This is a genomic window from Streptomyces sp. NBC_01224 (assembly GCF_036002945.1).
Taxonomy (GTDB): domain Bacteria; phylum Actinomycetota; class Actinomycetes; order Streptomycetales; family Streptomycetaceae; genus Streptomyces.
In genome coordinates this window covers 2,830,685-2,852,695 of sequence record NZ_CP108529.1, presented here as the reverse complement: position 1 = coordinate 2,852,695, position 22,011 = coordinate 2,830,685, and the positions used below count along the sequence as shown (strand labels likewise).

General features: G+C 70.4%; 19 protein-coding genes and 1 riboswitch. Of the genes, 7 read left to right on the top strand and 12 right to left on the bottom strand.

Annotation, left to right across the window (positions count from 1 at the left end; translation table 11 throughout):
• Positions 1–33: 33 nt before the first annotated feature.
• On the bottom strand, positions 34–672 hold the full coding sequence (locus OG609_RS12135; protein WP_327272817.1) for a GNAT family N-acetyltransferase: 639 nt from the start codon (positions 670–672) through the stop codon (positions 34–36).
• A gap of 164 nt (positions 673–836) precedes the next feature.
• Here OG609_RS12135 and OG609_RS12130 point away from each other — a divergent pair, with 164 nt between their 5' ends.
• Positions 837–1,052, top strand: a complete 216-nt coding sequence (locus OG609_RS12130) for an EF-hand domain-containing protein (RefSeq protein ID WP_327272816.1) — start codon at positions 837–839, stop codon at positions 1,050–1,052.
• Between the two features lie 75 nt (positions 1,053–1,127).
• Here the strand turns inward: OG609_RS12130 and OG609_RS12125 are convergent, their stop codons facing one another.
• Genes OG609_RS12125 through OG609_RS12115 form a run of 3 tightly spaced genes read right to left on the bottom strand, consistent with a single transcriptional unit; the run spans position 1,128 to position 4,426 of the window.
• Positions 1,128–2,612 (bottom strand): carboxylesterase/lipase family protein, encoded by a 1,485-nt coding sequence (locus OG609_RS12125; protein ID WP_327272815.1) that lies wholly within the window; start codon positions 2,610–2,612, stop codon positions 1,128–1,130.
• Positions 2,613–2,621: 9 nt separating this feature from the next.
• Positions 2,622–2,879, bottom strand: coding sequence for a hypothetical protein (locus OG609_RS12120; RefSeq protein ID WP_327272814.1), 258 nt, complete (start codon positions 2,877–2,879; stop codon positions 2,622–2,624).
• 41 nt (positions 2,880–2,920) lie between these two features.
• Complete coding sequence (locus tag OG609_RS12115) at positions 2,921–4,426, bottom strand: long-chain-fatty-acid--CoA ligase (protein WP_327272813.1); 1,506 nt, start codon at positions 4,424–4,426, stop codon at positions 2,921–2,923.
• 178 nt (positions 4,427–4,604) lie between these two features.
• Here OG609_RS12115 and OG609_RS12110 point away from each other — a divergent pair, with 178 nt between their 5' ends.
• Positions 4,605–5,912, top strand: coding sequence for a PucR family transcriptional regulator (locus OG609_RS12110; RefSeq protein ID WP_327272812.1), 1,308 nt, complete (start codon positions 4,605–4,607; stop codon positions 5,910–5,912).
• Positions 5,913–6,032: 120 nt separating this feature from the next.
• Here the strand turns inward: OG609_RS12110 and OG609_RS12105 are convergent, their stop codons facing one another.
• From OG609_RS12105 to OG609_RS12090, 4 genes are all read right to left on the bottom strand, one after another.
• On the bottom strand, positions 6,033–7,040 hold the full coding sequence (locus OG609_RS12105; RefSeq protein WP_442817960.1) for a terpene synthase family protein: 1,008 nt from the start codon (positions 7,038–7,040) through the stop codon (positions 6,033–6,035).
• Between the two features lie 270 nt (positions 7,041–7,310).
• Positions 7,311–8,939 carry a transposase gene (locus OG609_RS12100; protein ID WP_327278019.1) on the bottom strand — a complete coding sequence of 543 codons (1,629 nt, stop codon included), beginning with the start codon at positions 8,937–8,939 and terminating at the stop codon, positions 7,311–7,313.
• A 227-nt stretch (positions 8,940–9,166) separates the two neighbouring features.
• Complete coding sequence (locus tag OG609_RS12095) at positions 9,167–10,390, bottom strand: amidohydrolase (protein ID WP_327272811.1); 1,224 nt, start codon at positions 10,388–10,390, stop codon at positions 9,167–9,169.
• A complete protein-coding gene (locus OG609_RS12090) occupies positions 10,387–11,718 on the bottom strand; it encodes an MFS transporter (RefSeq protein WP_327272810.1) in 1,332 nt (443 codons plus the stop codon). The genes OG609_RS12095 and OG609_RS12090 overlap by 4 nt, the downstream gene beginning before the upstream one ends.
• A 206-nt stretch (positions 11,719–11,924) precedes the next feature.
• Between OG609_RS12090 and OG609_RS12085 the strand changes: the two genes are divergently transcribed.
• Positions 11,925–12,950: an Lrp/AsnC family transcriptional regulator gene (locus tag OG609_RS12085; RefSeq protein WP_327272809.1), complete on the top strand. Its 1,026-nt coding sequence runs from the start codon at positions 11,925–11,927 to the stop codon at positions 12,948–12,950.
• A gap of 249 nt (positions 12,951–13,199) precedes the next feature.
• Here the strand turns inward: OG609_RS12085 and OG609_RS12080 are convergent, their stop codons facing one another.
• From OG609_RS12080 to gcvT, 4 genes are all read right to left on the bottom strand, one after another.
• Positions 13,200–14,582: an L-serine ammonia-lyase gene (locus tag OG609_RS12080; protein WP_327272808.1), complete on the bottom strand. Its 1,383-nt coding sequence runs from the start codon at positions 14,580–14,582 to the stop codon at positions 13,200–13,202.
• Positions 14,583–14,766: 184 nt separating this feature from the next.
• The gene (gene glyA / locus OG609_RS12075; RefSeq protein ID WP_327272807.1) at positions 14,767–16,026 is read right to left on the bottom strand and encodes a serine hydroxymethyltransferase; all 1,260 of its coding nucleotides are present in this window, start codon (positions 16,024–16,026) and stop codon (positions 14,767–14,769) included.
• A gap of 18 nt (positions 16,027–16,044) precedes the next feature.
• On the bottom strand, positions 16,045–16,422 hold the full coding sequence (gene gcvH / locus OG609_RS12070; RefSeq protein ID WP_327272806.1) for a glycine cleavage system protein GcvH: 378 nt from the start codon (positions 16,420–16,422) through the stop codon (positions 16,045–16,047).
• A gap of 91 nt (positions 16,423–16,513) precedes the next feature.
• Positions 16,514–17,638: a glycine cleavage system aminomethyltransferase GcvT gene (gcvT, locus tag OG609_RS12065; protein ID WP_327272805.1), complete on the bottom strand. Its 1,125-nt coding sequence runs from the start codon at positions 17,636–17,638 to the stop codon at positions 16,514–16,516.
• Between the two features lie 140 nt (positions 17,639–17,778).
• A riboswitch (glycine riboswitch) is annotated at positions 17,779–17,876 on the bottom strand.
• A 158-nt stretch (positions 17,877–18,034) separates the two neighbouring features.
• Here gcvT and OG609_RS12060 point away from each other — a divergent pair.
• The 4 genes from OG609_RS12060 to OG609_RS12045 all read left to right on the top strand — a co-directional run bounded on the left by OG609_RS12060 (position 18,035) and on the right by OG609_RS12045 (position 21,982).
• Entirely contained in the window at positions 18,035–18,712 is a 678-nt protein-coding gene (locus tag OG609_RS12060) for an AAA family ATPase (RefSeq protein WP_327272804.1), read from the top strand.
• Between the two features lie 82 nt (positions 18,713–18,794).
• Positions 18,795–19,565 carry an enhanced serine sensitivity protein SseB gene (locus OG609_RS12055; protein ID WP_327272803.1) on the top strand — a complete coding sequence of 257 codons (771 nt, stop codon included), beginning with the start codon at positions 18,795–18,797 and terminating at the stop codon, positions 19,563–19,565.
• 180 nt (positions 19,566–19,745) lie between these two features.
• On the top strand, positions 19,746–20,528 hold the full coding sequence (locus OG609_RS12050; protein ID WP_327272802.1) for an enhanced serine sensitivity protein SseB C-terminal domain-containing protein: 783 nt from the start codon (positions 19,746–19,748) through the stop codon (positions 20,526–20,528).
• Between the two features lie 449 nt (positions 20,529–20,977).
• Positions 20,978–21,982 carry an ABC transporter permease gene (locus OG609_RS12045; RefSeq protein WP_327272801.1) on the top strand — a complete coding sequence of 335 codons (1,005 nt, stop codon included), beginning with the start codon at positions 20,978–20,980 and terminating at the stop codon, positions 21,980–21,982.
• Positions 21,983–22,011: the final 29 nt, after the last annotated feature.

Below are 22,011 nucleotides of genomic sequence, written 5' to 3'. Positions count from 1 at the left end.
CACGAGCCGTGACCCCGCCGGCCCGTTGAACACTCAGCCGGCGACCAACAGGGCCTCCGCGCCCACCGGCCGGTAGCCCGCCGCCTGGAACGTCCGCACACTGCGGGCGTTCCCCGGCGACTGCTGCGCCCACACCACCGCGTCCGGCACCAGATGCCGGGCCGCCCGCGCCAGCCGTTCCCCCAGCCGCCGGCCGCGCGCCTCCTCGGCCACCTCGACCGCGGCCTCCCAGCGCCCCGCGACTCCCCGGCCGAGGACCACCACACCGCCGTCGGCGGACCAGACCCGCACCTCGTCGCGGTACTTCATCGCCCGTGCCACCCGAGGATGCTCCGGGTCCTTGATCTCCCGCAGCGCTATCTCCGGCTCGCCCGGCAGCGCGTCCGCGACCGTCAGCAGATCGATGGTGCTCATGTGCCGGCCGCTCCGGGCCAGCAGCGCGCTCAGGAAGTACGGATTCATCGTCGCGGCGAGCGCGTCACCGGGGGTGGCGGCCAGCACGGCCCGCACCCACCCCGGATCCTCGTCGGTGAACACCACCGAGTGCGCGGTGAACGCCAGTACTCCCGCATCCCGGGTGCCGGGCTGCCCCACCACCGTCGTGGACCCGTCCGGCGGGGGAAACCGCCCGTGCGCCGCAGCCGCCAGGATCTTTGCCAGTGTGTCGTCCATCGACGTCTCTCTCCCCGGTCCCGAACGCGGTCCGCCGGGCGGCGGACACCCCATCCATGATCGACCATCGGCCGCCGCGACCGCCATCCGTCGCGCCCGTTAATCTGACCCCGTCAGTCAGACACTGGTCAGGCATTGGCCAGGCATTACGAAGGGGCGGAACTGTGGCGGACATCGAGTCGGCACGCAAGGCATTCCAGCGGTTCGATCTGAACGGCGACGGGCTGATATCGGCTGCCGAGTACAAGAGCGTGATGGCTCAGCTCGGCGACCCCTATGTCACCGAGCCGGTGGCCCAGGCCGTCATCAACTCGCACGACGCCAATGGCGACGGGCTGCTCACGTTCGACGAGTTCTGGGCGGCGCAGAACAAGGACTGATGCCGGGAGGATCCCCGGCCCCCGGCCCGCGGGCCGGGGGCCGCCCGCGCCGCTGCCGACGGCCCGCCGACCGTGTCAGGTGTTCCTCCGGTACGGTGCCCAGCCACGCAGCTCCTCGTCGCGCGGGGCGCGCACCACGGCGGGCGCTCCGGGGCCGAAGCCCATCACCGGGCGGGACGTGTCCCAGGCCGGCCAGCCGGGATCACCGGAGGCGGCGAACCGTACCCACGCCGCGTGCATCGCGTCGGCCAGCTCCTGCGGAGCGTCCTCGCCCGCCAGGGCCACCGCGTCGGGCCGGTCCAGTGTGTCGAAGACGAACGCGATCTCCAGCCCGTGACAGGCACCGAGCCGCAGCACGGGGGACGGCCAGCCGAACTCGTAGACATGGGTGCTCCCCGAGGCGCCGGCGCGTGCATCGGCCACCCGGTTCAGCGGGACGCGCAGCAGCAGATCGGTGGCCAGCGCCCCGAGCAGCTCACCCGGAGTGGCACCGGGCCGGTTAGCGCGGTACGTACGCGCCGTGGCGCCCGGCACCTTGAACTTCAGCAGGGCCAGCCGCAGCTTGATCCTGGACAGCCGCTCCGTCAGACCGCTCGGCACGAACCAGAGCCGGTACTCCTCGCTGTTCGCGCCCATCAGCAGATCGACGTCGTCCGCGGCGCCGTCCAGCAGCGCTTCGAGCGGATCTCGGGGCAGCAGATCGCCGTCCACCACGATCTGGAAGGAATTCCCGCCGGTCAGCGGGGAGCCGCCGGACGTCACCTCGGTCTGCGCCGCCAGGAGCTCGGCCGGGTCCACCGCAGCCAGCGCCCCGGCCGTGGCTGTGACCCCCAGCCGTTTCGCGATCAGCTCCGTGGTGCGGCGGGCGGCGTCCAGGGGCAGTGCGGTCGGCGCACCACTCTGCAGCACCGCACGCCGGAACAGGCCCTTGGCACGCGGGGCGGCCAGCAGGGCGGCGATGCTGATGGCCCCCGCCGACTCACCGCACACCGTGACCAGGTCCGGATCGCCGCCGAACGCCGCGATGTTGTCCCGCACCCAGGCCAGCGCCGCGAGCTGATCGAGCAGCCCCCGGTTGGCGGGCGCGTCCGGAAATACCCCGAACCCCTCTATGCCCAGGCGGTAGTTGACCGACACGAGGACGACGCCGTCACGGGCGAACGCCGCCCCGTCGTACAACGGAACGGCCGACGAGCCGTGCAGCAGCGAGCCGCCGTGGATCCAGACGAGGACGGGCAGCCCGGTACGGGCCGGGGACGGTGTCCACACATTGAGGTTGAGGCAGCCGTCGCCGGGTACGTCGGGATCGGGCAGCAGCCGGTCCAGCGGCGGGGAGTACGGCCGCTTGGGTGCGGTCGGCCCGAACGCCACCGCTTCCCGTACGCCCTCCCAGGGCTCGGGCGGCTCCGGCGCCCGGAAGCGGCGGGTGCCGATCGGCGCAGCCGCGTACGGGATACCGCGGAAGACGGCGACGCCCTGCTCCAGCGCGCCGCGCACCGCCCCGTGGACCGTGCCGACCTGAGGTGACGTCTTGGAGATGGGAGGGGGTACGGCAGTCATGAGGTGGCTTCAGCCCTTCTGCGGCGCGATCGCGGACAGTGCGGTTGTGGAGAGTGCGACGGTCGACGAGCCGGACGGATGGTGGGTGAGGGAGCCGTCGGGGTGCAGCGCCTCCACCGGCACCGGTGACTCGATACGTACCCGGTGCGGGACCGCGTCGACCCGGACGAGGCCCTGCGGGTTCGGCACCGCGCCCCGCGCACCGGAGAGCGCGTCGTGCGGTCCGCTGTCCGCGGTCGGGGCGAGGGGGCGTGCGGGGGCGGACATGGCTCCGGTCGTCGTCGGGGCGTCGGCGTCGGCCGGATGGATCAGGAAGAGGCGGCCGTCAGCGCCCGTTTGAGGACCTTGCCGGTCGGGCCGAGCGGCAGCGTCTCGGTGAACCGCACGATCCGCGGATACTTGTGCCGCCCGAGCCGGTCCCGGGACCAGGCGATCACGTCCTCCTCCGTCACCGCACCCGCGTCCGCACGCAGCACGACGACCGCGCAGATCTCCTCGCCGCGCGCCTCGTCCGGCACCCCGATCACCGCGACCTCGGAGATCGCCGGATGACGCACGAGCACCTCTTCGACCTCACGCGGATAGATGTTGAAGCCGCCCCGGATGACCAGGTCCTTCTTCCGGTCGACGATGCTCAGGAAGCCGTCCTCGTCCCGCACCCCGAGATCTCCGGTGCGGAACCAGCCGTCGACCACGGCGGCGGCCGTCGCCTCCGGATCGTCGAGATACCCCGCGAAGACGTTGTGGCCGCGCACCACGACCTCGCCGACCTCGCCGTCCGGCAGCAGCACCACGGCGTCCTCGACGGCCGCGTCCGCGACGCCGATCTCCACGCCCCAGACCGGGTGGCCGACCGTGCCGGGTCGCCGGCCGAGCTCCGGCTGGTTGAAGGTGGCGGCGGGGGAGGTCTCGGTCAGCCCGTAACCCTCCAGGACCTGCGTCGCGAAGGTCTCCTCGAAGCGTTCGAGCACGGCGACGGGGAGCGCGGCGCCGCCCGAGACGGCCGCACGCAGAGTGAGACGGGGCGTCGTGTCGTCCCGCGCCGTGGCGTCCTTCGCCGCCTCGACAAGTGCGTGATACATCGTCGGTACGCCCATGAAGACGCTCACGCCCTCGGCGGCCAGCAGTTCGAGTGCGCCCGCGCCGCTGAAGCGCGGCATGAGGACGAGCGTGGCCCCTGCCCGTAGCGTCGCGTTCATCGCACAGGTCTGCCCGTAGCTGTGGAACAGCGGCAGACAGCCGAGGACCACGTCGTCGACGTCCAGCCCCACCAGGTCGTGGGCGATCACGGACGCGTTCATCACGATGTTGAGATGGGTGAGAAGTGCACCCTTCGGCCGCCCGGTCGTGCCGCTCGTGTAGAGGATCACCGCGGTGTCGCCCGGCGCCGCGGGCTCCGGCGCGGGCAGCGGGTCACCGTCCGTCGGGACGCCGCGCACAGCCCGCACCCCCGCGGCACGCGCCCCCTCCTCGGCCACCGGCCACAGCGGACCACCACTGATCAGCGCAACGGAACCGCTGTGCCGCAGTACGTACGCCACCTCGTCGGCCACCAGCAGCCCATGCACCGGTACGACCGTCGCCCCGGCGGCGAGCGCCCCGTAGTACGCGTACAGGAAGTCCGCCGAATTGGGCAGCAGCACCGCCACCCGGTCCCCCGGACGCACCCCGGACGCCCGCAGCGCGCCCGCGCAGCCCAGCGCCCGCGCCCACAGCTCCCGGTAGGTGAGCCGTGTGTCCGAATCGACCACGGCGACGCGGTCGGGATACCTACGGGCCGACTCACGGAGGACAGTGGCGACGCTGAGAAACATGACACGCTCCAGGAAACATGGCGTTTACACGGCTGCTGCTGCTCAGAATCAGCCGTCGTCCGGTCTTCACACAATGTGCAGATGCCCACCATGCGCATCACCCACCTGGGCAGCAGCCCCTCAGAGGTGCATGCGACAAGGCATCCGCCTATCGGGAGGGCGGCGCTAACCTTCCGGCATGGCGGACAATCCCGGAGCCCGGACCCCTCGCAGCGACGACCACGGCAGTGGCGGCGCCGACGGCGAGCTGCGCCGCGCCCTGGCCGTCGCTCTGGTGCCGCAGATCGACGAACTGACCCGGCGGGTCGTCGCCGACATCCACGCGCACAGCGGCACGTACGCCTCGGGCGCGCCCGTCAGCCGGGTCGATCTGTGGGAGATCTGCCGCGACAATCTGCTGCGGGCGCTGGAGGACTTCGGCGGACTGCCCTCCAGCGGGGGTGACTTCGAGTACGCGGCGCGCGAGACGGGGCGGCGCCGCGCGGAGCAGAACGTACCGCTGGACACCGTGCTGCAGGCCTACCGGCGCGGCGGCCGGGTGATGTGGCAGGTGATGGCGGAGCACCTGCGGGCGACACGGGCCGGTGGGGCCGGGCGGGGGCAGGACCCGGTGGGCGTGGTCGCGGGCGACCCGGACGCCGAGCTCGACATGGCGGGTGCCGTCTGGGAGACCATCGACCGCTACTCGCTGGTGATGGCCGAGTCGTACCGGTTGACCCAGCTGGAGATGCAGGGCCGCCAGGACACCCGCCGGGTCGCCCTCTTCGAGGCCCTCCTCGACGGGCGCGGGGACGACCCGGCGGTCGCCGCGGCAGCTTCCGCCGCGCTCGGAGTACCGGTCCACGACCGGTACGTCATCGTCGTCGCCGCCCAGGACCCGGCCGCGCCGCCCAACCCGGCGCCCGTCCTCGACGACCACGGCATCTGGTCCTTCTGGCGGCCGAGATCGGGCCGGTACGCGGGAATCGTGCGGCTGGCCGCGGGAGAGTCCGGCGTACTGCTCGACCTGCTGCGCCACCGAACCGGTGCCACCGCTGGCGTATCACCGGAGTTCGACCGGCTCGCCCAGGCGGGCCGGGCCCTGCGGCTGGCCGAGCAGGCCCTGCGTACGCTGCCCACCGGAAGCGGCGAGGCGGCGGCGTTCGACGACCGGCTGGCGGAGGTCCTGCTGGTCGGCCGGCCAGAGATCGCCGAGCGCATCGTCACCACGCAACTGGGCGCCGTCCTGGACACGGCGGCCGAACGCGACGCGCTGCTCAGCACGCTGCGGGTCTGGCTCGACAACGGCTGCTCGGCGGCGCGTGCCGCCGAGCTCCTCTACTGCCACCGCAACACGGTCCTCAACCGGATCGGCCGGATCGCCGAACTCACCGGCCGTTCTCCGGAGTCGGGCGAGGCGCGGCTGGGGTGGGCACTGGCCCTCAGGGCGCTGCCGCTGCTTGGCGCCGATGGTGAACCGGCGCCCACGGAAGACTACTTGGGCTAGGGGCGAGCGCTCCGGAGATCCTGTCGACGACCGGAGGCGGCGCGGAGGCCGGAGACCCGCTGTCCGGCCTCCGGAGACCTGACTCCCGCCTCCGGCCCCGCGCCATGCTCTGCCGTCCGATCAGGCGGCGAAGTACCGTGACAGCGAATCCCGTTCGTCGATCTCCACCAGATCGGGACGCGTGTAGCGTTCCGCGCGGGCGTGGTAGTCGAAGTCAGCCCGGACCAGTCCGCGGTAGTCCTGCACGCACCGCTCCAGTGCGGCTCGGGTGCGGCCGTGGATTCCGGCCGCCTCTATCTCGTCGACCAGTTCCTTCTCGGCGCGCTGCACCCGTTCCGCTATCTGAGCGAGCTGCGCCCCGGCCTCGTCGACGGCCTCCTGGAGGGTGAATCCGCTGTCGCGCTGAATGAGCCGTACCGCATTGTGCTCGTAACCCAGCAGTGCCTCCTTCTCGAAGGAGCAGATGTCGTTGCAGAGCCCCGAGTGATCGGTTACGGCGTTGCGCAGGGCGATATATGCGGGAAGGCTCCGGGCCGATTCCGGAAGGTCGATGCCGGCGGTGATCTCATGCAGATCGAGGAAGGGCTGCATGGCTACCGAATCCCGGCGGTGCTTCACGAATTCGTTCCTGGTCGGCACCTGCCCGGCGGCCCGTTCCACCGCCTCGGCGTAGTACGTCCACAGCCAGGAGACCGTGTCCCGCCGGAACTGCCGGATCCAGCGTGGCGAGCGGTCGTGGTACGTCCGGGCTCGCAGGCCCACGAGTGCGTACTCCATGGCGCCGCGCGGCTGTTCGCCGTCGAGTACGGCCACCAGCCGGTCGATCGCCGCCTCGCACAGGCGGGGATCACGTCCGGCGGGGCCGTCGTCGAACTCGTCGTCGACGAGGAAGGCCCAGAAGAGCCACTGGCAGAAGAGATCGAGATGCTGCTGTGAAGCAGTGGGGAATATGAGGGATATCCAGAGTTCGGGCCTGGTCCGGATCATCTTCTTCCGGGCCATCGGGGAGAGTACGAGACCATTGGATTCGGCCCATTCCCAAGCGGCCTTCCCGGTCTCCTCGATGCCGGGGTTGCATCCCGCGCTCTGGAACGGCATATGAAACTCTGGCAGCGCAATCTGGCTCATTGGTGCCCCTCGTCGAGACGATGCGGATGAACGATACGAACGGGGATCTGATCGAATTCACGCGTCGGCGCCAGTACGCATTGGGGTGCGGGCCGGCCGCTCCCGCTCGGCCCTGGCCAGAGGGTCACCGTACGAGATGAGCCGGTCATCCCTGCTCACTCTCCTCCGCCGGGGGTCGGGGCATCGGGGCCGGGCTCGCGGGCCCGCGGTGGCAAGCGCCCTTGGCTCAGGACGGTGGCATCACCATGCGTGACCCACAGTCAACCGTTCCTAGCCAGTGTGCATGAGTGAGTCCTGGACCCACCGATGTGTACTGGGCGCATCCCGAACGGTGTTGGATGCACTGGGTTCCCGCTTTCTCGTCCCGTTCGGCGGCACGTCTCTGGGGGCGTGGTCCGTTGCGGGTGGGCGGGTTCCGTCACGTCCTCGGGTGCCTGGCCTGGCCTGGGCGGTCCGATGCCCCGCACGATCACTCCGGTCGTGTGGGGGCGGTGCCGTCCGACGCCGGACCCGGTGTCCGAGGGCGCGTCGTCCGATCGCGATGCCGGCGGCATCGTGACGGGACATCTTTCGCTTGGGGGTGGCCAGCGGTTTCTGCCAGTGCTGGCCACCCCAGAGCGAGGTGTAGGCCGGGTCGACCGCGACCATGCTCAGGCCCTGTTCGGCCGCCATGGAGACCAGCCGGGCCTTGAGCTTTCCGGTCGGAATACCGGAGATCAGCTGCCGGAACCTCTTCTTGCGGCCGTGCTTCTCCCGCGTTTTCTCGGTGGTGAAGTCGAGGTCTTCGATGCCGATCGCGGCGACACCGGCCTGCTTGGCCCAGTTGATCAGGCGGGTCAGTGCGTGGCGGATCTGGGCGTCGCGGTGCGTGGTGGTGCCGGACAGGTCGTAGGGGAAGCGGTGCGGGTCGCCGATCGGGTTGCCGTGTGGGTCGAGGTGGTAGGCGGCGAAGTGGTCGGCGTTGGTGTCGACGCCGATCATGCCCCGGGCTCGGGCGGCCTCCAGCGGGATGGTCTGGACGACGGGGCGTTGCCAGGACGCGGTCAGGTACCAGCGGCCACGGCCGGTGTCGAGGTGGATTCGGTAGGCCACAGCCCGGTTCGCGACAATGCGGTCGGCCAACTCCTGACCCCGGTGCGCGAACGCCGCGGTCGAGGTGAGGGTGTACCGGCCGTGTTTGGCGTTGGCCAGGTGGGTGAGCGGGGCGGGCAGTTTGATGCTGACCTCGCCGTCCGGGGTGACGCGGATGGTTTCGTTCCCGAACCGCTTGCCGGACTCGCCGTCGGCGGCGATGAACCAGCGCTCCGCTTCCCAGCGTTCTCGCCACTGCTCTTCGGTGAGCCGGGCCTGGGTGAGGTGGTGGCGGGTGTTGAGGAGGTGTCTACCGCCCCGCACGACCCGGACGCGTCCGGCCTGCCGGTCACGGACCGCGGCATCGTGCCGGGCTTCCAGCGCCGCGAGGCGGCGGGACTTGTGGAACCACTCGCCTTTGGAGCGGTAGCCACCGGCTGCCCGCTTGGTGCCCCTCGCGCCGATGGGGAGGGACAGGCGGTGCCGCAGCGTCCTGATCCCGGCCTCCAGATTTCGGATGTGCGCCGCCTGACAACGCCGGGCCAGCGCCCACTGATCGTGTGTGGCTTTGGTGATCGCACCGGCGATCCGCGACGACGACAGCGGCGTCAGGTCCCGCTTGCGCGACGCCCAGGTGTCCTTGCTGTGCTCCAGACCATCCGCACAACGGGTCCTGAGGTCACGGGAAGCCAGACGGCCCTGATGCTCACCGACCGCGCGCAGGACTTTCTCGTCCTGGGGCGTGAGGTGCTTCAGACGGTCCCGGACCGCCACCCCGCACGGCCCGGGCGCCACGAAGGGCGCCGCCAACTCCCGCACACCACCCACCACAACACCCCCTCCCACGAGACCGGAAACCTGCCACCCAGCCCAACGAGCAGCAGACACCAAGGTCACCCATTCGGCCCCAGAACTTCCGTTCCCGCCCCGCGAACCCGCCGACAGGACTCACTCACGCTCACTAAAACTCACTTCGACGCAGCAAACCGACAGCAGCTCACAACCCAGGTGGGTCGCCCGGCCGCGCGGGATCCTCAGGGGCCTTTCAGGGGCTTTCACGTCTGTCCCAGGAAGGTTTCGGACCCGGCGCTGCTCAGTCGCTCCCTCACCCCGCCGAGCAGCCGGGTCCGCTGCTCGGGATCGCGTGCAAGCTCCGCTCCGACCAGCGCCATCGCCGCAGCCCCGTCGAGCACCGCCGAGTCGGCGGAGGGCGACGCTCCGTGCTCCGCGAACTCGGCCGTGTGGTGGGCGGCGGCACCGACCTCGTAGCCGATGGTCGGGTGGATCGCCGGCAGCACCTGCGAAACGTTACCCATGTCGGTCGACGCGATGTGCTCACCCGCGCGCGACACCGGGATCCGTCCCAGGGCCCTGAGCGCCCGGACATACGCGCCGGTCATGAACTCGTCCTGCCGCAGATCGGCGAACTCCTCCCCGCACGGAGTGATTTCCAGCTTCGTCCCGGTGGCGAGCGCGCCGGCCTCCAGACAGGCCCGGACCCGGGCCTTTGCCCGGCGCAGCCGGGTCACCGAGCCGGCCCGGATCTCCACCGCCGCTTGCGTATGCGCGGGAATGACGTTGGGCGCCTGCCCGCCCTCGGTGACGATGAAGGAGACGACCAGCCCCGGCTCGAGCTGCTGCCGCAACAGCCCGACTGCGTGGTAGGCCACCGAGATCGCGTCGAGCGCGTTCGCGCCCTCCCACGGCGCGGTCGCGGCGTGGGAGGGCCGGCCGGTGTAGTCCGCGGTCCACTGGGCCATCGCCAGTGAGGAACCGTCGACCTCGTCCTGCCCGCCGGCGTGAACCATCATCGCGGCGGCGACATCGTCGAAAACCCCGGCTCGCAGGAGAATCGCCTTGCCGCCTCCGGCTTCCTCCGCAGGCGTGCCGATGAGTTTGACGCGGATGCCCAGCTCGTCGGCGACTGCGGCCAGGGCCAGCGCGCCGCCGGTTGCGGCGGCGCCGTTGACGTTGTGTCCGCACGAGTGTCCGATCCCGGGCAGGGCGTCGTACTCGGCGCAGAAACCGATCGTCAGGTCGCCGGTTCCGCGCGTGGCGGTGAACGCCGTGTCCAGACCGCCGACGCCCCGCTCGACGGTGAACCCGGCGGCCGCGACGAGGTCGGCGATCTTGGCGCAGGACCGATGCTCCGCGAATGCCGGTTCCGGTTCTCGGTGCAGGCTGTGGCTGAGCTCTACGAGCCCGTCGGACCAGCGGTCGACTGCATTCGCGATCGCGGCCGCGATGTCGGCCGGCACACCGGTGTGTTCGGTGTTCACCGGGACTCCTCTCGCTTGCGGTAGCACAGGCCCAAGCCCGCGCCGGCGACCGCGACACCGGCGCATACGGACCACAGCCAGGTGTACGCGTGCAGGGTCACGCCCGCCGAGGTCTGATGGGCCGACATGATCGCGCCCACGACGGACGCTCCGATGGCCGCGCCGAACGACAGCGCGAGCTCGTTGATGCCCGCCGCCATGGCGGTGTCCTTCTCCGGGACACACTCGACGCACAGCGCGCGGGTCGAGGCTTGGTAGCCGCCGAAGCCGAGGCCGAGCAGCGCGATCGCGGCGAGATACTGCGGCGCCGTGTGGTGCCACACCAACAGGCTCAGGAACGACGCGGCGATGACGACGCCGGAGAGCGCGAGCGTGTGGCGCTCGCCGAACTTGAGCAGCAGCGCCGCGGTGGAGAGGGAACTGCCGAGGGCGAAGACGTTGAGCGCGAGCGCGACCAGTGCGATCGCCTGCGGCCCGTAGGCCAGCCCGAACCCGGCCTTGCCGGGCGTGGAGCCCAGGAAGACGGCGTTCGCGCCGAAGAAACCGATGGTGGAGAACGCCAGGCAGAACGTGACCCCTGAGACGATGGCTACGGGTGGGTTGACCAGCATGCGCAGGTTGACGAGCGGGGTCGCCGCCCGCGTCTCGACAGCGATCCAGGCGGCCAGGGCGAGCAGCCCCCCGGCCAGTGAGCCGACCGTGCGGGCCGAGGTCCAGCCCCAGCTGCCGCCGAGCGAGAGCGCGGCCACCACGCCGACTAGGCCGAGCGCCAGCAGCGCGAACGCTCGTAGCGGCAGGCGCTCGCCGGTGGGCGGGCCCCCGTCCGGGAGCAGCAGGCCCGCGATGACGGCCAGGACCGCGAACGGCACCGCAACCCACAGCCCCAGGGCCGCGGAGTGCTCGCTGAGCGTGCCCGAGATGACGCCGCCGACGCCCACCGAGGCAGTCAGCGCGCCGACGAGGAGGCCGACCCCGGAGCGGCGGTGTTCCGGCGCCCGGTGCCTCAGGATGCCGATGAGCAGTGGCATGAAGCCGACGACGGCGGCCTGGAGCACGACGCCGACGGAGATCGTGAGCTGGCTCGGCCAGGCTGCCATCAGCAGAGATCCGACGGTGACGAGCGCGATGGACACTCGCAGGAAGAGGCGGTGGCCGTATGTGTCGCCGAGCTTGGCGAGCAGTGGCGTCCACACGGCGAAGGCGAGTTGGGACAACAGGTAGATCCGGGTCTGTCCCGCGTCGGTGATGTGCAGGGCGCCGCCGAGCGAGGGCAGGAGCGGCGTGAGGTAGCCCTGGGTCACGCCGCTCAGCAGCTCGACGAGGGCCATCGAGCCCAGGAGCACCTTGACGGGAGAGTGCCGCTGCGCGACCGCTTGCTCCCGCTGTGGTGGCTTTGTCCGCATCATTGACCTCGACTTCGATGTCGTTTGGAAGCTGGGTACGTGGGCGGCCCGCTCCACACTGTGGGTGACGCGCATCACCCGAATCGTCAACTGGCCCATATTTGACACAACAGGGCGTCAAACTGCCCGATATGAACACTCACCCCGGGTCGGAACTCGACATCTCGCTCATCGACGCGCTCCAGCTGAACCCTCGTGCCGACTGGGCCGAGCTGGCCGGGGCGCTGTGCCACTCGCCGAAGACGTTGGCCAGAAAGTGGAGTGCGCTGTCCGAGCGCGGTCTGGCGTGGATTGCGATCGGCCCGGGCCCGGCATTCGTCCGCTACGGGTGTGCGGCGTTCCTGGTGGTCAGTTGCCGGCCGCACGCCAAGCGCGATGTCGCCGCAGCGCTGATCGCCGAGCCCGCCGTGGTCTCGGTGTCCGCGACGTCGGGCGGGGCGGACTTTCTGGTCGACGCCTTCGCGCCGAGCCTCGACGGCCTGGCCCGACTGCTGAGTGAGCGGATCGAGACCATCGGCGGGATCGTCTCCGTGACAACGCTGTTCATGCTGGCGACCTATCGGGAGGGGTCGCGGTGGCGGGTGCAGGCGTTGGACCTGCAGCAGTCCGCCCTGCTGACACGGCCGCAGGTCGGGACGCCTCGCAGGTCGGGCCCCTCGCTCGACGATCTCGATCGCCTTCTGCTCGAGGAGCTGTCGCGCGACGGGCGGCAGCCCTGGACGGACCTCGCCGACCGGTGCGGAACGACTGGACCCACTGCCCGGCGCCGCGTAGGGAAGATGATCGATTCCGGTCGGATCGCCCTGCGCTGTGAAGGCGCGAACGCCCTTGTCGGGCCGATCGTCCCGACCACGTTCATGATTTCGGTGGCGCCGGACGAGGTGAACCGGGTCGGCGAGGTGCTCGGCAGAATTCCGAAGTGCCGGGTCGTGGAAGCGATCACCGGACCGTCGAACATGCTGCTGACGATGTGGTTCCGCAGTACCGCCGAGATCGCACCTTTCGAGGCCGCGCTGGTCCGCGAGCTCCCGTCCATCGTGATCGCGGACCGATTCGTCAGCCTCCGGACGTACAAGCGGGGAGGCCACATCCTCGATGCGGAGGGGCGGAGCACCGCGTTGATCCCGCTGACGTCGATCTTTGCCGGGCCGAATTGACCGGGCGGCGGGCGGTACTACGGGAGCCCTGATGCAGAAGGCGGGAACAGAGGTGTGATGATCCCCGGCGCCAGGGCGTCCATCGCGGTCGGGCGTCCACGGTGCGGGGGCGATGCCCGCACCGTCCTCAGCAGCGGACGGCCCTGTCCGAGGCGGACGTCGAGGCCCGGGTGGCGAGGCTGCCCGCCCCGGATCACGGGCGATCCAGTTCCTGGTCCTGACCGTGCAGGGCGTTGCAACCAGGTTTTCTCAGCACTCGATGATGTTCACCGCGAGCCCGCCCCGCGCCGTCTCCTTGTACTTCACGCTCATGTCCGCGCCCGTCTCCTTCATGGTCTTGATGACCTTGTCGAGGGAGACCTTGTGGCTGCCGTCGCCGCGCAGCGCCATCTTCGCCGCCGTGACGGCCTTGACCGCGGCCATGCCGTTGCGCTCGATGCACGGGATCTGGACGAGACCGCCGACCGGGTCGCAGGTCAGGCCGAGGTTGTGTTCCATGCCGATCTCGGCGGCGTTCTCGACCTGCTCGGGCGTGCCGCCGAGGACCTCCGCGAGGGCGCCCGCGGCCATGGAGCAGGCGGAGCCGACCTCGCCCTGGCAGCCGACCTCGGCGCCGGAGATGGAGGCGTTCTCCTTGAACAGCATGCCGATGGCTCCGGCGGCGAGGAGGAAGCGGACGACGCTGTCCTCCTTCTCCGCCTCGGTGGCGCCACCGGCCGCGAAGTTCATGTAGTAGTGCAGCACGGCCGGGATGATGCCCGCGGCGCCATTGGTGGGTGCGGTGACGACGCGGCCGCCCGCCGCGTTCTCCTCGTTGACCGCCATCGCGTAGAGGGTGATCCACTCCATCGCGAGGGTCTGCGGGTCGCCCTCGGCGCGCAGCTGGCGGGCGGTGTTCGCGGCGCGGCGGCGGACCTTGAGGCCGCCGGGCAGGATGCCCTCGCGGGACATGCCGCGCGCGACGCAGGCCTGCATGACGCGCCAGATGTCCAGCAGACCCGAGCGGATCTCGCCCTCGGTGCGCCAGGCCTTCTCGTTCTCCAGCATCAGCGAGGAGATGGACAGACCGGTGTCCTTCGAGAGCCGCAGCAGTTCGTCGCCGGTGCGGAAGGGGTGCTTCAGCACGGTGTCGTCGAGGACGATCCGGTCCTCGCCCACTGCGTCCTCGTCGACGACGAAGCCGCCGCCGACGGAGTAGTAGGTCTTCTCCAGGAGAGGGGCGCCCTCGTGGCCGAAGGCGAAGATCGTCATGCCGTTGGCGTGGTACGGAAGCGCCTTGCGGCGGTGCAGGATCAGCTGCTCGTCGGCGTCGAAGTCGATCTCGTGCATGCCGAGGAGGTTGATCCGGCCGGTGGTACGGATCCGCTCCACCCGGTCGTCGGCGGACTCCACGTCGACGGTACGGGGCGACTCGCCCTCCAGACCGAGCAGGACGGCCTTGGGGGTTCCGTGGCCGTGACCGGTCGCACCGAGCGAGCCGTACAGCTCGGCGCGTATGGAGGCGGTGTGGGCGATGAGGCCGTCGTTCTTCAGCCGACGCGCGAACATCCGGGCGGCGCGCATCGGGCCGACCGTATGGGAGCTGGACGGGCCGATGCCGATCGAGAACAGGTCGAAGACCGAGATGGCCACGGGGTGACTCCTAAGGGTTGGTAGACGCCGTTGTCTGCCGGGTGATGCGGTACGGGCCGGTCGGCCCGAAGAGCAGCGGGGGACAAGGGATGGGGCACCGCGCCCACTGCCAGTGTGCGCGGTGCCCCGCCCGAAAGGTGACAAACTGTGTCCCGGATTACTTCAGGACAACCTGTGACCCGGACTACTTCAGGCCGGAATACAGCGGGAACTTCTCGGCCAGCGCGACAACCCGGGCCTTCAGGGCATCCGCGTCGTAGGACGGCTTGAGCGCCGACGCGATGATCTCCGCGACCTCGGTGAAGTCCTCGGTCTGGAAACCACGGGTGGCCAGGGCCGGCGTACCGATCCGCAGCCCCGAGGTGACCATCGGCGGCCGCGGGTCGTTCGGGATGGCGTTCCGGTTGACCGTGATGCCCAGCTCGTGCAGCCGGTCCTCGGCCTGCTGGCCGTCCAGCTCGGAGTTGCGCAGGTCGACGAGGACCAGGTGGACGTCCGTACCACCGGACAGCACGGAGACACCGACCTCGGTGACGTCCGGCTGGACCAGGCGCTCGGCGAGGATGCGGGCGCCGTCCAGGGTGCGCTGCTGGCGCTCCCTGAACTCCTCGGTCGCCGCGACCTTGAACGAGACGGCCTTGGCCGCGATCACGTGCTCCAGCGGACCACCCTGCTGGCCCGGGAAGACCGCGGAGTTGATCTTCTTGGCGAGCTCCTGCGTCGACAGGATGACGCCACCGCGCGGACCGCCGAGGGTCTTGTGCGTGGTGGTCGTGACGACATGGGCATGCGGCACCGGGTTGGGGTGCAGACCCGCGGCCACCAGGCCCGCGAAGTGTGCCATGTCGACCATCAGGTACGCGCCGACCTCGTCCGCGATGCGGCGGAAGGCGGCGAAGTCCAGCTGACGGGGGTACGCGGACCAGCCGGCGACGATCAGCTGCGGCTTGGACTCCTTGGCCAGGCGCTCGACCTCGGCCATGTCCACGACGCCGGTCTCGTCGACGTGGTACGGGACCACGTTGTAGAGCTTGCCGGAGAAGTTGATCTTCATGCCGTGGGTCAGGTGACCGCCGTGGGCCAGGCTCAGGCCCATGATCGTGTCGCCCGGCTTCAGCAGCGCGAACATCGCGGCGGCGTTGGCCTGCGCACCGGAGTGCGGCTGGACGTTCGCGGCCTCGGCGCCGAACAGCGCCTTGATGCGGTCGATGGCGATCTGCTCGACGACGTCGACGTGCTCACAGCCGCCGTAGTAGCGGCGGCCGGGGTAGCCCTCGGCGTACTTGTTGGTGAGGACGGAGCCCTGGGCCTCCATGACCGCGACCGGAGCGAAGTTCTCCGAGGCGATCATTTCGAGGGTGGACTGCTGACGGTGGAGCTCGGCGTCGACAGCGGCGGCGACGTCCGGGTCCAGCTCGTGGAGGGAGGAGTTGAGAAGCGACATCAGTGGTCCCTTTGGGTCTCAGTTGCCGGAGAACTCGGTGTACTCGTCGGCGGAGAGCAGGTCCTTCGGCTCCTCCGCCATACGTACCTTGAACAGCCAGCCGCCCTCGAAGGGAGCGGAGTTCACCAGCGACGGGTCGTCCACGACGTCCTGGTTCGCGGCGGTGACCTCACCGGTCACCGGCGAGTACAGGTCGCTCACCGACTTGGTCGACTCCAGCTCACCGCAGGTCTCGCCCGCGGTCACCGTGTCACCGACCTCGGGGAGCTGGGCGTAGACGACATCGCCGAGCGCGTTGGCGGCGAACTCGGTGATACCGATCGTGGCCACACCGTCCTCGACGGCCGACAGCCACTCGTGCTCCTTGCTGTAACGCAGCTGCTGGGGGTTGCTCATGACCTGAATTCTCCTGTACGCGGGGGAGTGCTGATGAACGGTGGTCTTACGGTGTGAGACGCGACTGCGTCACTTCCAAGGTGCGCGGGCGTCACTTCTGGCGCTTGTAGAACGGCAGAGCCACGACCTCGTACGGCTCGTGGCTGCCCCGGATGTCCACTGCGACGCCCGCGGTACCGGGCGTGGCGTGCGCGGCGTCCACGTACGCGATGGCGATCGGCTTGCCCAGGGTGGGCGACGGGGCGCCCGAGGTGACCTCGCCGACGACCTGGCTCCCGGTCCCGCCCACGGCGACGACGGGGTAGCCGGCGCGCGGCACCCGGCGGCCCTCGGCGATCAGCCCGACCAGCTTGCGGGGCGGAGCGGTCTCGGCGCGCTCGGCGGCGGCCTGGAGGGCCTTGCGGCCGACGAAGTCGCCCTCCTTCTCGAACTTCACGACCCGGCCCAGGCCGGCGTCGAAGGGGGTCAGCTCGGTGGTCAGCTCGTGCCCGTAGAGCGGCATGCCGGCCTCCAGGCGCAGCGTGTCGCGGCAGGAGAGCCCGCACGGGATCAGGCCGTGGGAGGCGCCGGCCTCGGTGAGGGCCTTCCACAGGTGCTCGGCGTGCTCGGGGGCGACGAACAGCTCGAAGCCGTCCTCGCCGGTGTAGCCGGTACGGGCGATCAGGGCGGGGACACCGGCGACCGTGCCGGGCAGACCGGCGTAGTACTTCAGACCGTCCAGGTCGGCATCGGTGACGGAGGCCAGGATGGCGGGGGACTCGGGGCCCTGGACGGCGAGCAGCGCGTACGCGTCGCGGTCGTCGCGCACCTCGGCGTCGAAGCCGTCGGCCCGCGCGGTCAGCGCGTCCAGCACGATCTGGGCGTTCCCGGCGTTGGCGACGACCATGTATTCGGTGTCGTCCAAGCGGTAGACGATGAGGTCGTCCAGGATCCCGCCGTCCTCGGCGCAGATCATCGTGTAGCGGGCGCGGCCCACGGCCACGGTGCCGATGTTGCCGACCAGGGCGAAGTTCAGGAAGTCCGCGGCCGCGGGGCCGGTGACGGTGATCTCGCCCATGTGCGAGAGGTCGAAGAGACCGGCCCTGGTGCGCACCGCGTTGTGCTCGTCGCGCTCGCTGGCGTACCGCAGGGGCATGTCCCAGCCCGCGAAGTCGGTCATGGTCGCGCCCAGCGAACGGTGCAGGGCATCGAGGGCGGTGAGACGGGCGGTGCTCATGGATATGGCTCCCAGGGCATGACGACGAGGACAATCCCTCCCCATCTGTCATCGGAACCTGAGAGGTTCGCCGAGAGCCCCTGAAGGGTTCGGCTTGCACCTTGGGTGGAGCCGCAGCGCGGCCCGCTTTTCAGATCTGCCTCATCCACGCGGTACGGGGCCTGAGAGATTCAAGGGAGGAACTTGCTCCTTCGGCGCCCGGCACATGCAGTGACCGGAACTCTCCCGCGCGGATTCAAGCGGCCTTTATGCAGTTGGCCGGGTCATCATCGCATGCATCGCACTGGAGTGGGGCCCCGGTCCCGTACGGGAAATCAGCGGCGTGGACGGTTGTGCCGCATTACCTTTTCTTTACACTTCATGGGCATACGTGGGGTGACCCGACAGGGGAGGGCGATGACGTTGCAGCGGTACGCGACGACCGCGGGGGTCGCGCACGGCGCGATGCCTGCACAGCCAGGGGCTCCGGCCACGGAGACGCTCGGCACGCACGCGCCCGTCGTACGGGATCTGCGGGATCGGGCCGGGCGCAGCCCGCACAGCCTGCACTTCGCCGCGGGCGACGTGGTGGTGGTCTCCGGGCTGCCCGGCAGCGGCAAATCGACACTCATCCGGCGGGCGGCCACCACGGCCCGTGCCATCGACTCCCAGGACACCCGGGACCGCTGGGCGGGGCTGATGCCCCGTTTAATTCCGTACGCCCTCTACCGCCCTCTCGTCCGCGTCGCCCACTACTGGGGACTGTGGCGGGCACTGCGCTCCGGCGAGTCCGTCGTCGTCCACGACTGCGGAACCCAGGCGTGGGTACGCGGCTGGCTGGCCCGTGACGCGCGGCGCCGGGGCCGCGTCCTCCACCTCGTCCTGGTCGACGTCACACCGCAGACGGCGAGGGAGGGCCAGCGGGAGCGCGGACGCGGGGTCTCCGGATACGCGTTCGCCCGGCACCGCAGGGCGGTGGGGAGGCTGCTGCGGAACACCGAGACCGGCCTGCTGCCGCCCGGGTGCGTGTCGGCGGTGCTGCTGGACCGGGAAGCGGCGGGGAAACTGGGCCGGATCGTGTTCGCGGACGCATAGAGCCTTGGGGGCGAGGGGGCCGGAGGGCCCGGCGGCCGGACGTTAACCTTCTGCCGGAAGGCTCGGGCAAGAAGGGGAAGCAGTGGACATTCCGGCACAGGTCCAGTCCCATCCGCAGAGCGGATGGCCGGCCAATGAGCTCGAAGAAGTTCTGAAGGCCTCGGTGGGCAGCCCGGAGGCGGGCGGACGGCTCGTCGAGGTGCTCGGGCGCAGCCACGTCTGGGTGCCCCTGCCCAACGGCGGCGGACCCGACTCCCCCGACCTGGACCTGCCCACGCTGGAGATCGAGGGCGCTCCGTACGTTCCCGTGTTCAGCTCCGAACAGCAGTTCCTCAGCTGCGTCGGTACCCATATGTCTTTCACCGTCGCGCCCGCCCGCGAGTTCGCCCGCGGCCTGCCCCCGCAGCTCGGCATCGCCGTGAACCCGGGCGGCGCCGTCGGGATGCCGCTGCCGCCGCCCGCCGTGGCCGAGCTCTGCCGTGCCGGACGCACCTCGCTGGACGGGCCGGCCGGCGGAGGCAGGGTCCGGCTGTACGAGCCGGCCTGGCAGGAGGAGCCCGTCGACTTCCTCTCCGCGGCAGCCGGCGAATTCGAGGAGAGCGGTGTCGTGCTCACCGCCCGCCGGGCGCTGGCCAGCATCGAGGGCGGCGAGCCCGTTCTCTTCATCGGCGTCGAGTTCTCCACCTGGGAGGGCGCCGGGCGCAACGCCCCGATGGACGCCCTCGGCCGTGCGCTCGGCCGGGTCGAGGTGCCCTGGCCGGTCAATCTGGTCCTGCTCGATGTGGCTCAGGACCCGGTCGGCGACTGGATGCGGGAGAAGGTCCGGCCGTTCTACCGGCGCGCGGGCCAGTAGCGCCCGGCGCGGCGCCCGCGGGCGTCTTCGGAGCGGATCACCGCGTCGAGCCAAGGCGTCAAGTCGGTGTCAGGACCGGCGCATAAGCTGGTTTGATGGCTGGTGCCACGGCACCATGCCGCACCCGTGTGCCCCGGGAGCGGCGGGCCGACACAGTGGATCGAAGAGGGGCGGGACCAGGTGAGTGCGTCAGGCACCGCGGCGGCCGGGCAGGTCGAGCACATGCTGCGCCAAGTGACGCCCGGGCGCTACGACGCGTACGAGGCACTGCTGCAGGCCCTCGCGAACGGCCGGATCTGGATGCTCCTCTGGCACGGCCAGGCGGGCTCGCCCGACGCCCAGTACGGAAACATGGAGATCGACGGCCTCGGCTACGCTCCCTGTGTGACCTCCGCCCAGGAGCTCTCGGCCAGCGGCTGGAACCGGGCCCATGAACTGGTCGGCGGCCGCGACATCGCCCGCGCCCTCTTCCCCGACCGCTGGGGCATCTGGCTCAACCCGCACGCCCCGGGCGGCGGCGTAGGCATCCCCTGGCTGGATCTGCGGCGGATCGCCACCGGCCTCGACCGGATGCCCGCGGGCCCGCTCCGGCTCACCGAGCCGGCCATCGAGATCCCGCAGTTCTACGCCCTGCTCTCGCAGAACGCCCATCACACCCCAGCGATCCGCTCGCTGCGCCGCGCCTGGGTGCAGCCCGCGCTCGGCGTCCCGTATCTCGCCATCGGTCTCGACCTCTACGACACGAGCCAGACCTCGGTCGACGCGGTGCGCGCGATGATGCAGCAGTCGATCGGCGCGGTCCCGGAGGGGCTGCCCGTCTCCACCGTCGCGATGTCCGACGAGTACGACCCGGTCGCGATGTGGCTGCGTGCCAACTCCCGTCCGTTCTACGACCGTGAGGCCCACGCACCGGCGGCCCCGGTGACGGGCTACGGCTATCCGCCGCCGCAGGGCGCGTACTGATCCTGCCGGCAGCGGAGTTGCACCTCCCCGGCAACCGAAATGTCGCCGCACGCACCCGACTTCCGGAATGCGGCCACCCGCTCCCGTCCATGCCTGGGTGAACAGGCACGTCGCCCGGACGCCAGCCACGGGCTGGAACTCCCCCCATGTCCGAGATTTCCGTGCTGGGGGTGTCCTATGGTGAAAGCGACGCGAATCTACGCGCGTGCCCCCTTCCGCCTCAACTGACCCGTGTTCGAGGGGCGTTCACATGCGTCCGGATAACGGAACACCCCTGACCGCATCACGGTTACGCATCCATTCGCCTGACGGTATGGCTACCTCGCGCGACGGCAATGAAGACTCCCGCAGCAAGGGCGTCTGCCGCCTCTGCGTACGACTGACTGATCGAGCCGCCACAGCGGCCAGTTCGGCCCGGCCACCGCCGGTTGAGAGGGGTCCTTGCCACGATGACGGCACCACTGCACGAGCCGACCACGGAAGCGGACCCGATCGCGACCAGCGGTCCCGCAGCCGACTCCGGGGTGAAGAAGGTCGAGGGGCGCTCCCTCAAGCAGATTGCCTGGAACCGCCTCAAGCAGGACAAGGTCGCTCTGACGGGTGGCATCGTTGTCCTCGTCCTGATCGTGGTGGCCGTCTTCGCGCCCCTGATCGTGGGCCTGCTGGGACATCCGCCGAACGATTTCCACCAGGACAAGCTCGATCCGCTGACCAATCTCCCCACCGGATCCCTCGGCGGCGTGAGCGGCGACTTCCTCTTCGGTGTCGAGCCCAACAAGGGGCGCGACATCTTCAGCCGGATCGTCTACGGCGCCAGGATCTCGCTGCTCGTGGCCTTCCTGGCGGCCCTGGTCGCCGTGGCGCTCGGCACGCTCTTCGGGATCATCGCCGGCTACTTCGGCGGCTGGGTGGACGCGGTGATCAGCCGGGTGATGGACGTGCTGCTGTCCTTCCCGCAGCTCCTCTTCATCATCTCCCTCGTCTCGGTCCTCCCCGACGACCTGCTCGGCCTCACCGGCAGCGGGGTGCGCATCGCCGTACTCGTCGCCGTCATCGGCTTCTTCGGCTGGCCGTACGTGGGACGCATCGTTCGCGGCCAGACGCTTTCGCTGCGTGAACGCGAGTACGTGGAAGCGGCGCGCAGTCTCGGCGGCGGGCGGGCGCACATCCTCTTCCGTGAGCTGCTGCCGAACCTGGTGGCGCCGATCACCGTCTACGCGACGCTCATGATCCCCACCAACATCCTGACCGAAGCGGCCCTCAGCTTCCTCGGCGCCGGTGTGCGGCCGCCCACGGCCTCCTGGGGCGGAATGCTGCGGGACGCCCTGGAGACGTACGAGCACGACCCGATGTTCATGGTCTTCCCCGGCGTGACGATCTTCATCACCGTACTGGCCTTCAACCTCTTCGGGGACGGGCTGCGCGACGCCCTGGATCCCAAGGGGACCCGATAGCCCACGACTTGCCCCTGCCGCACTGTCAG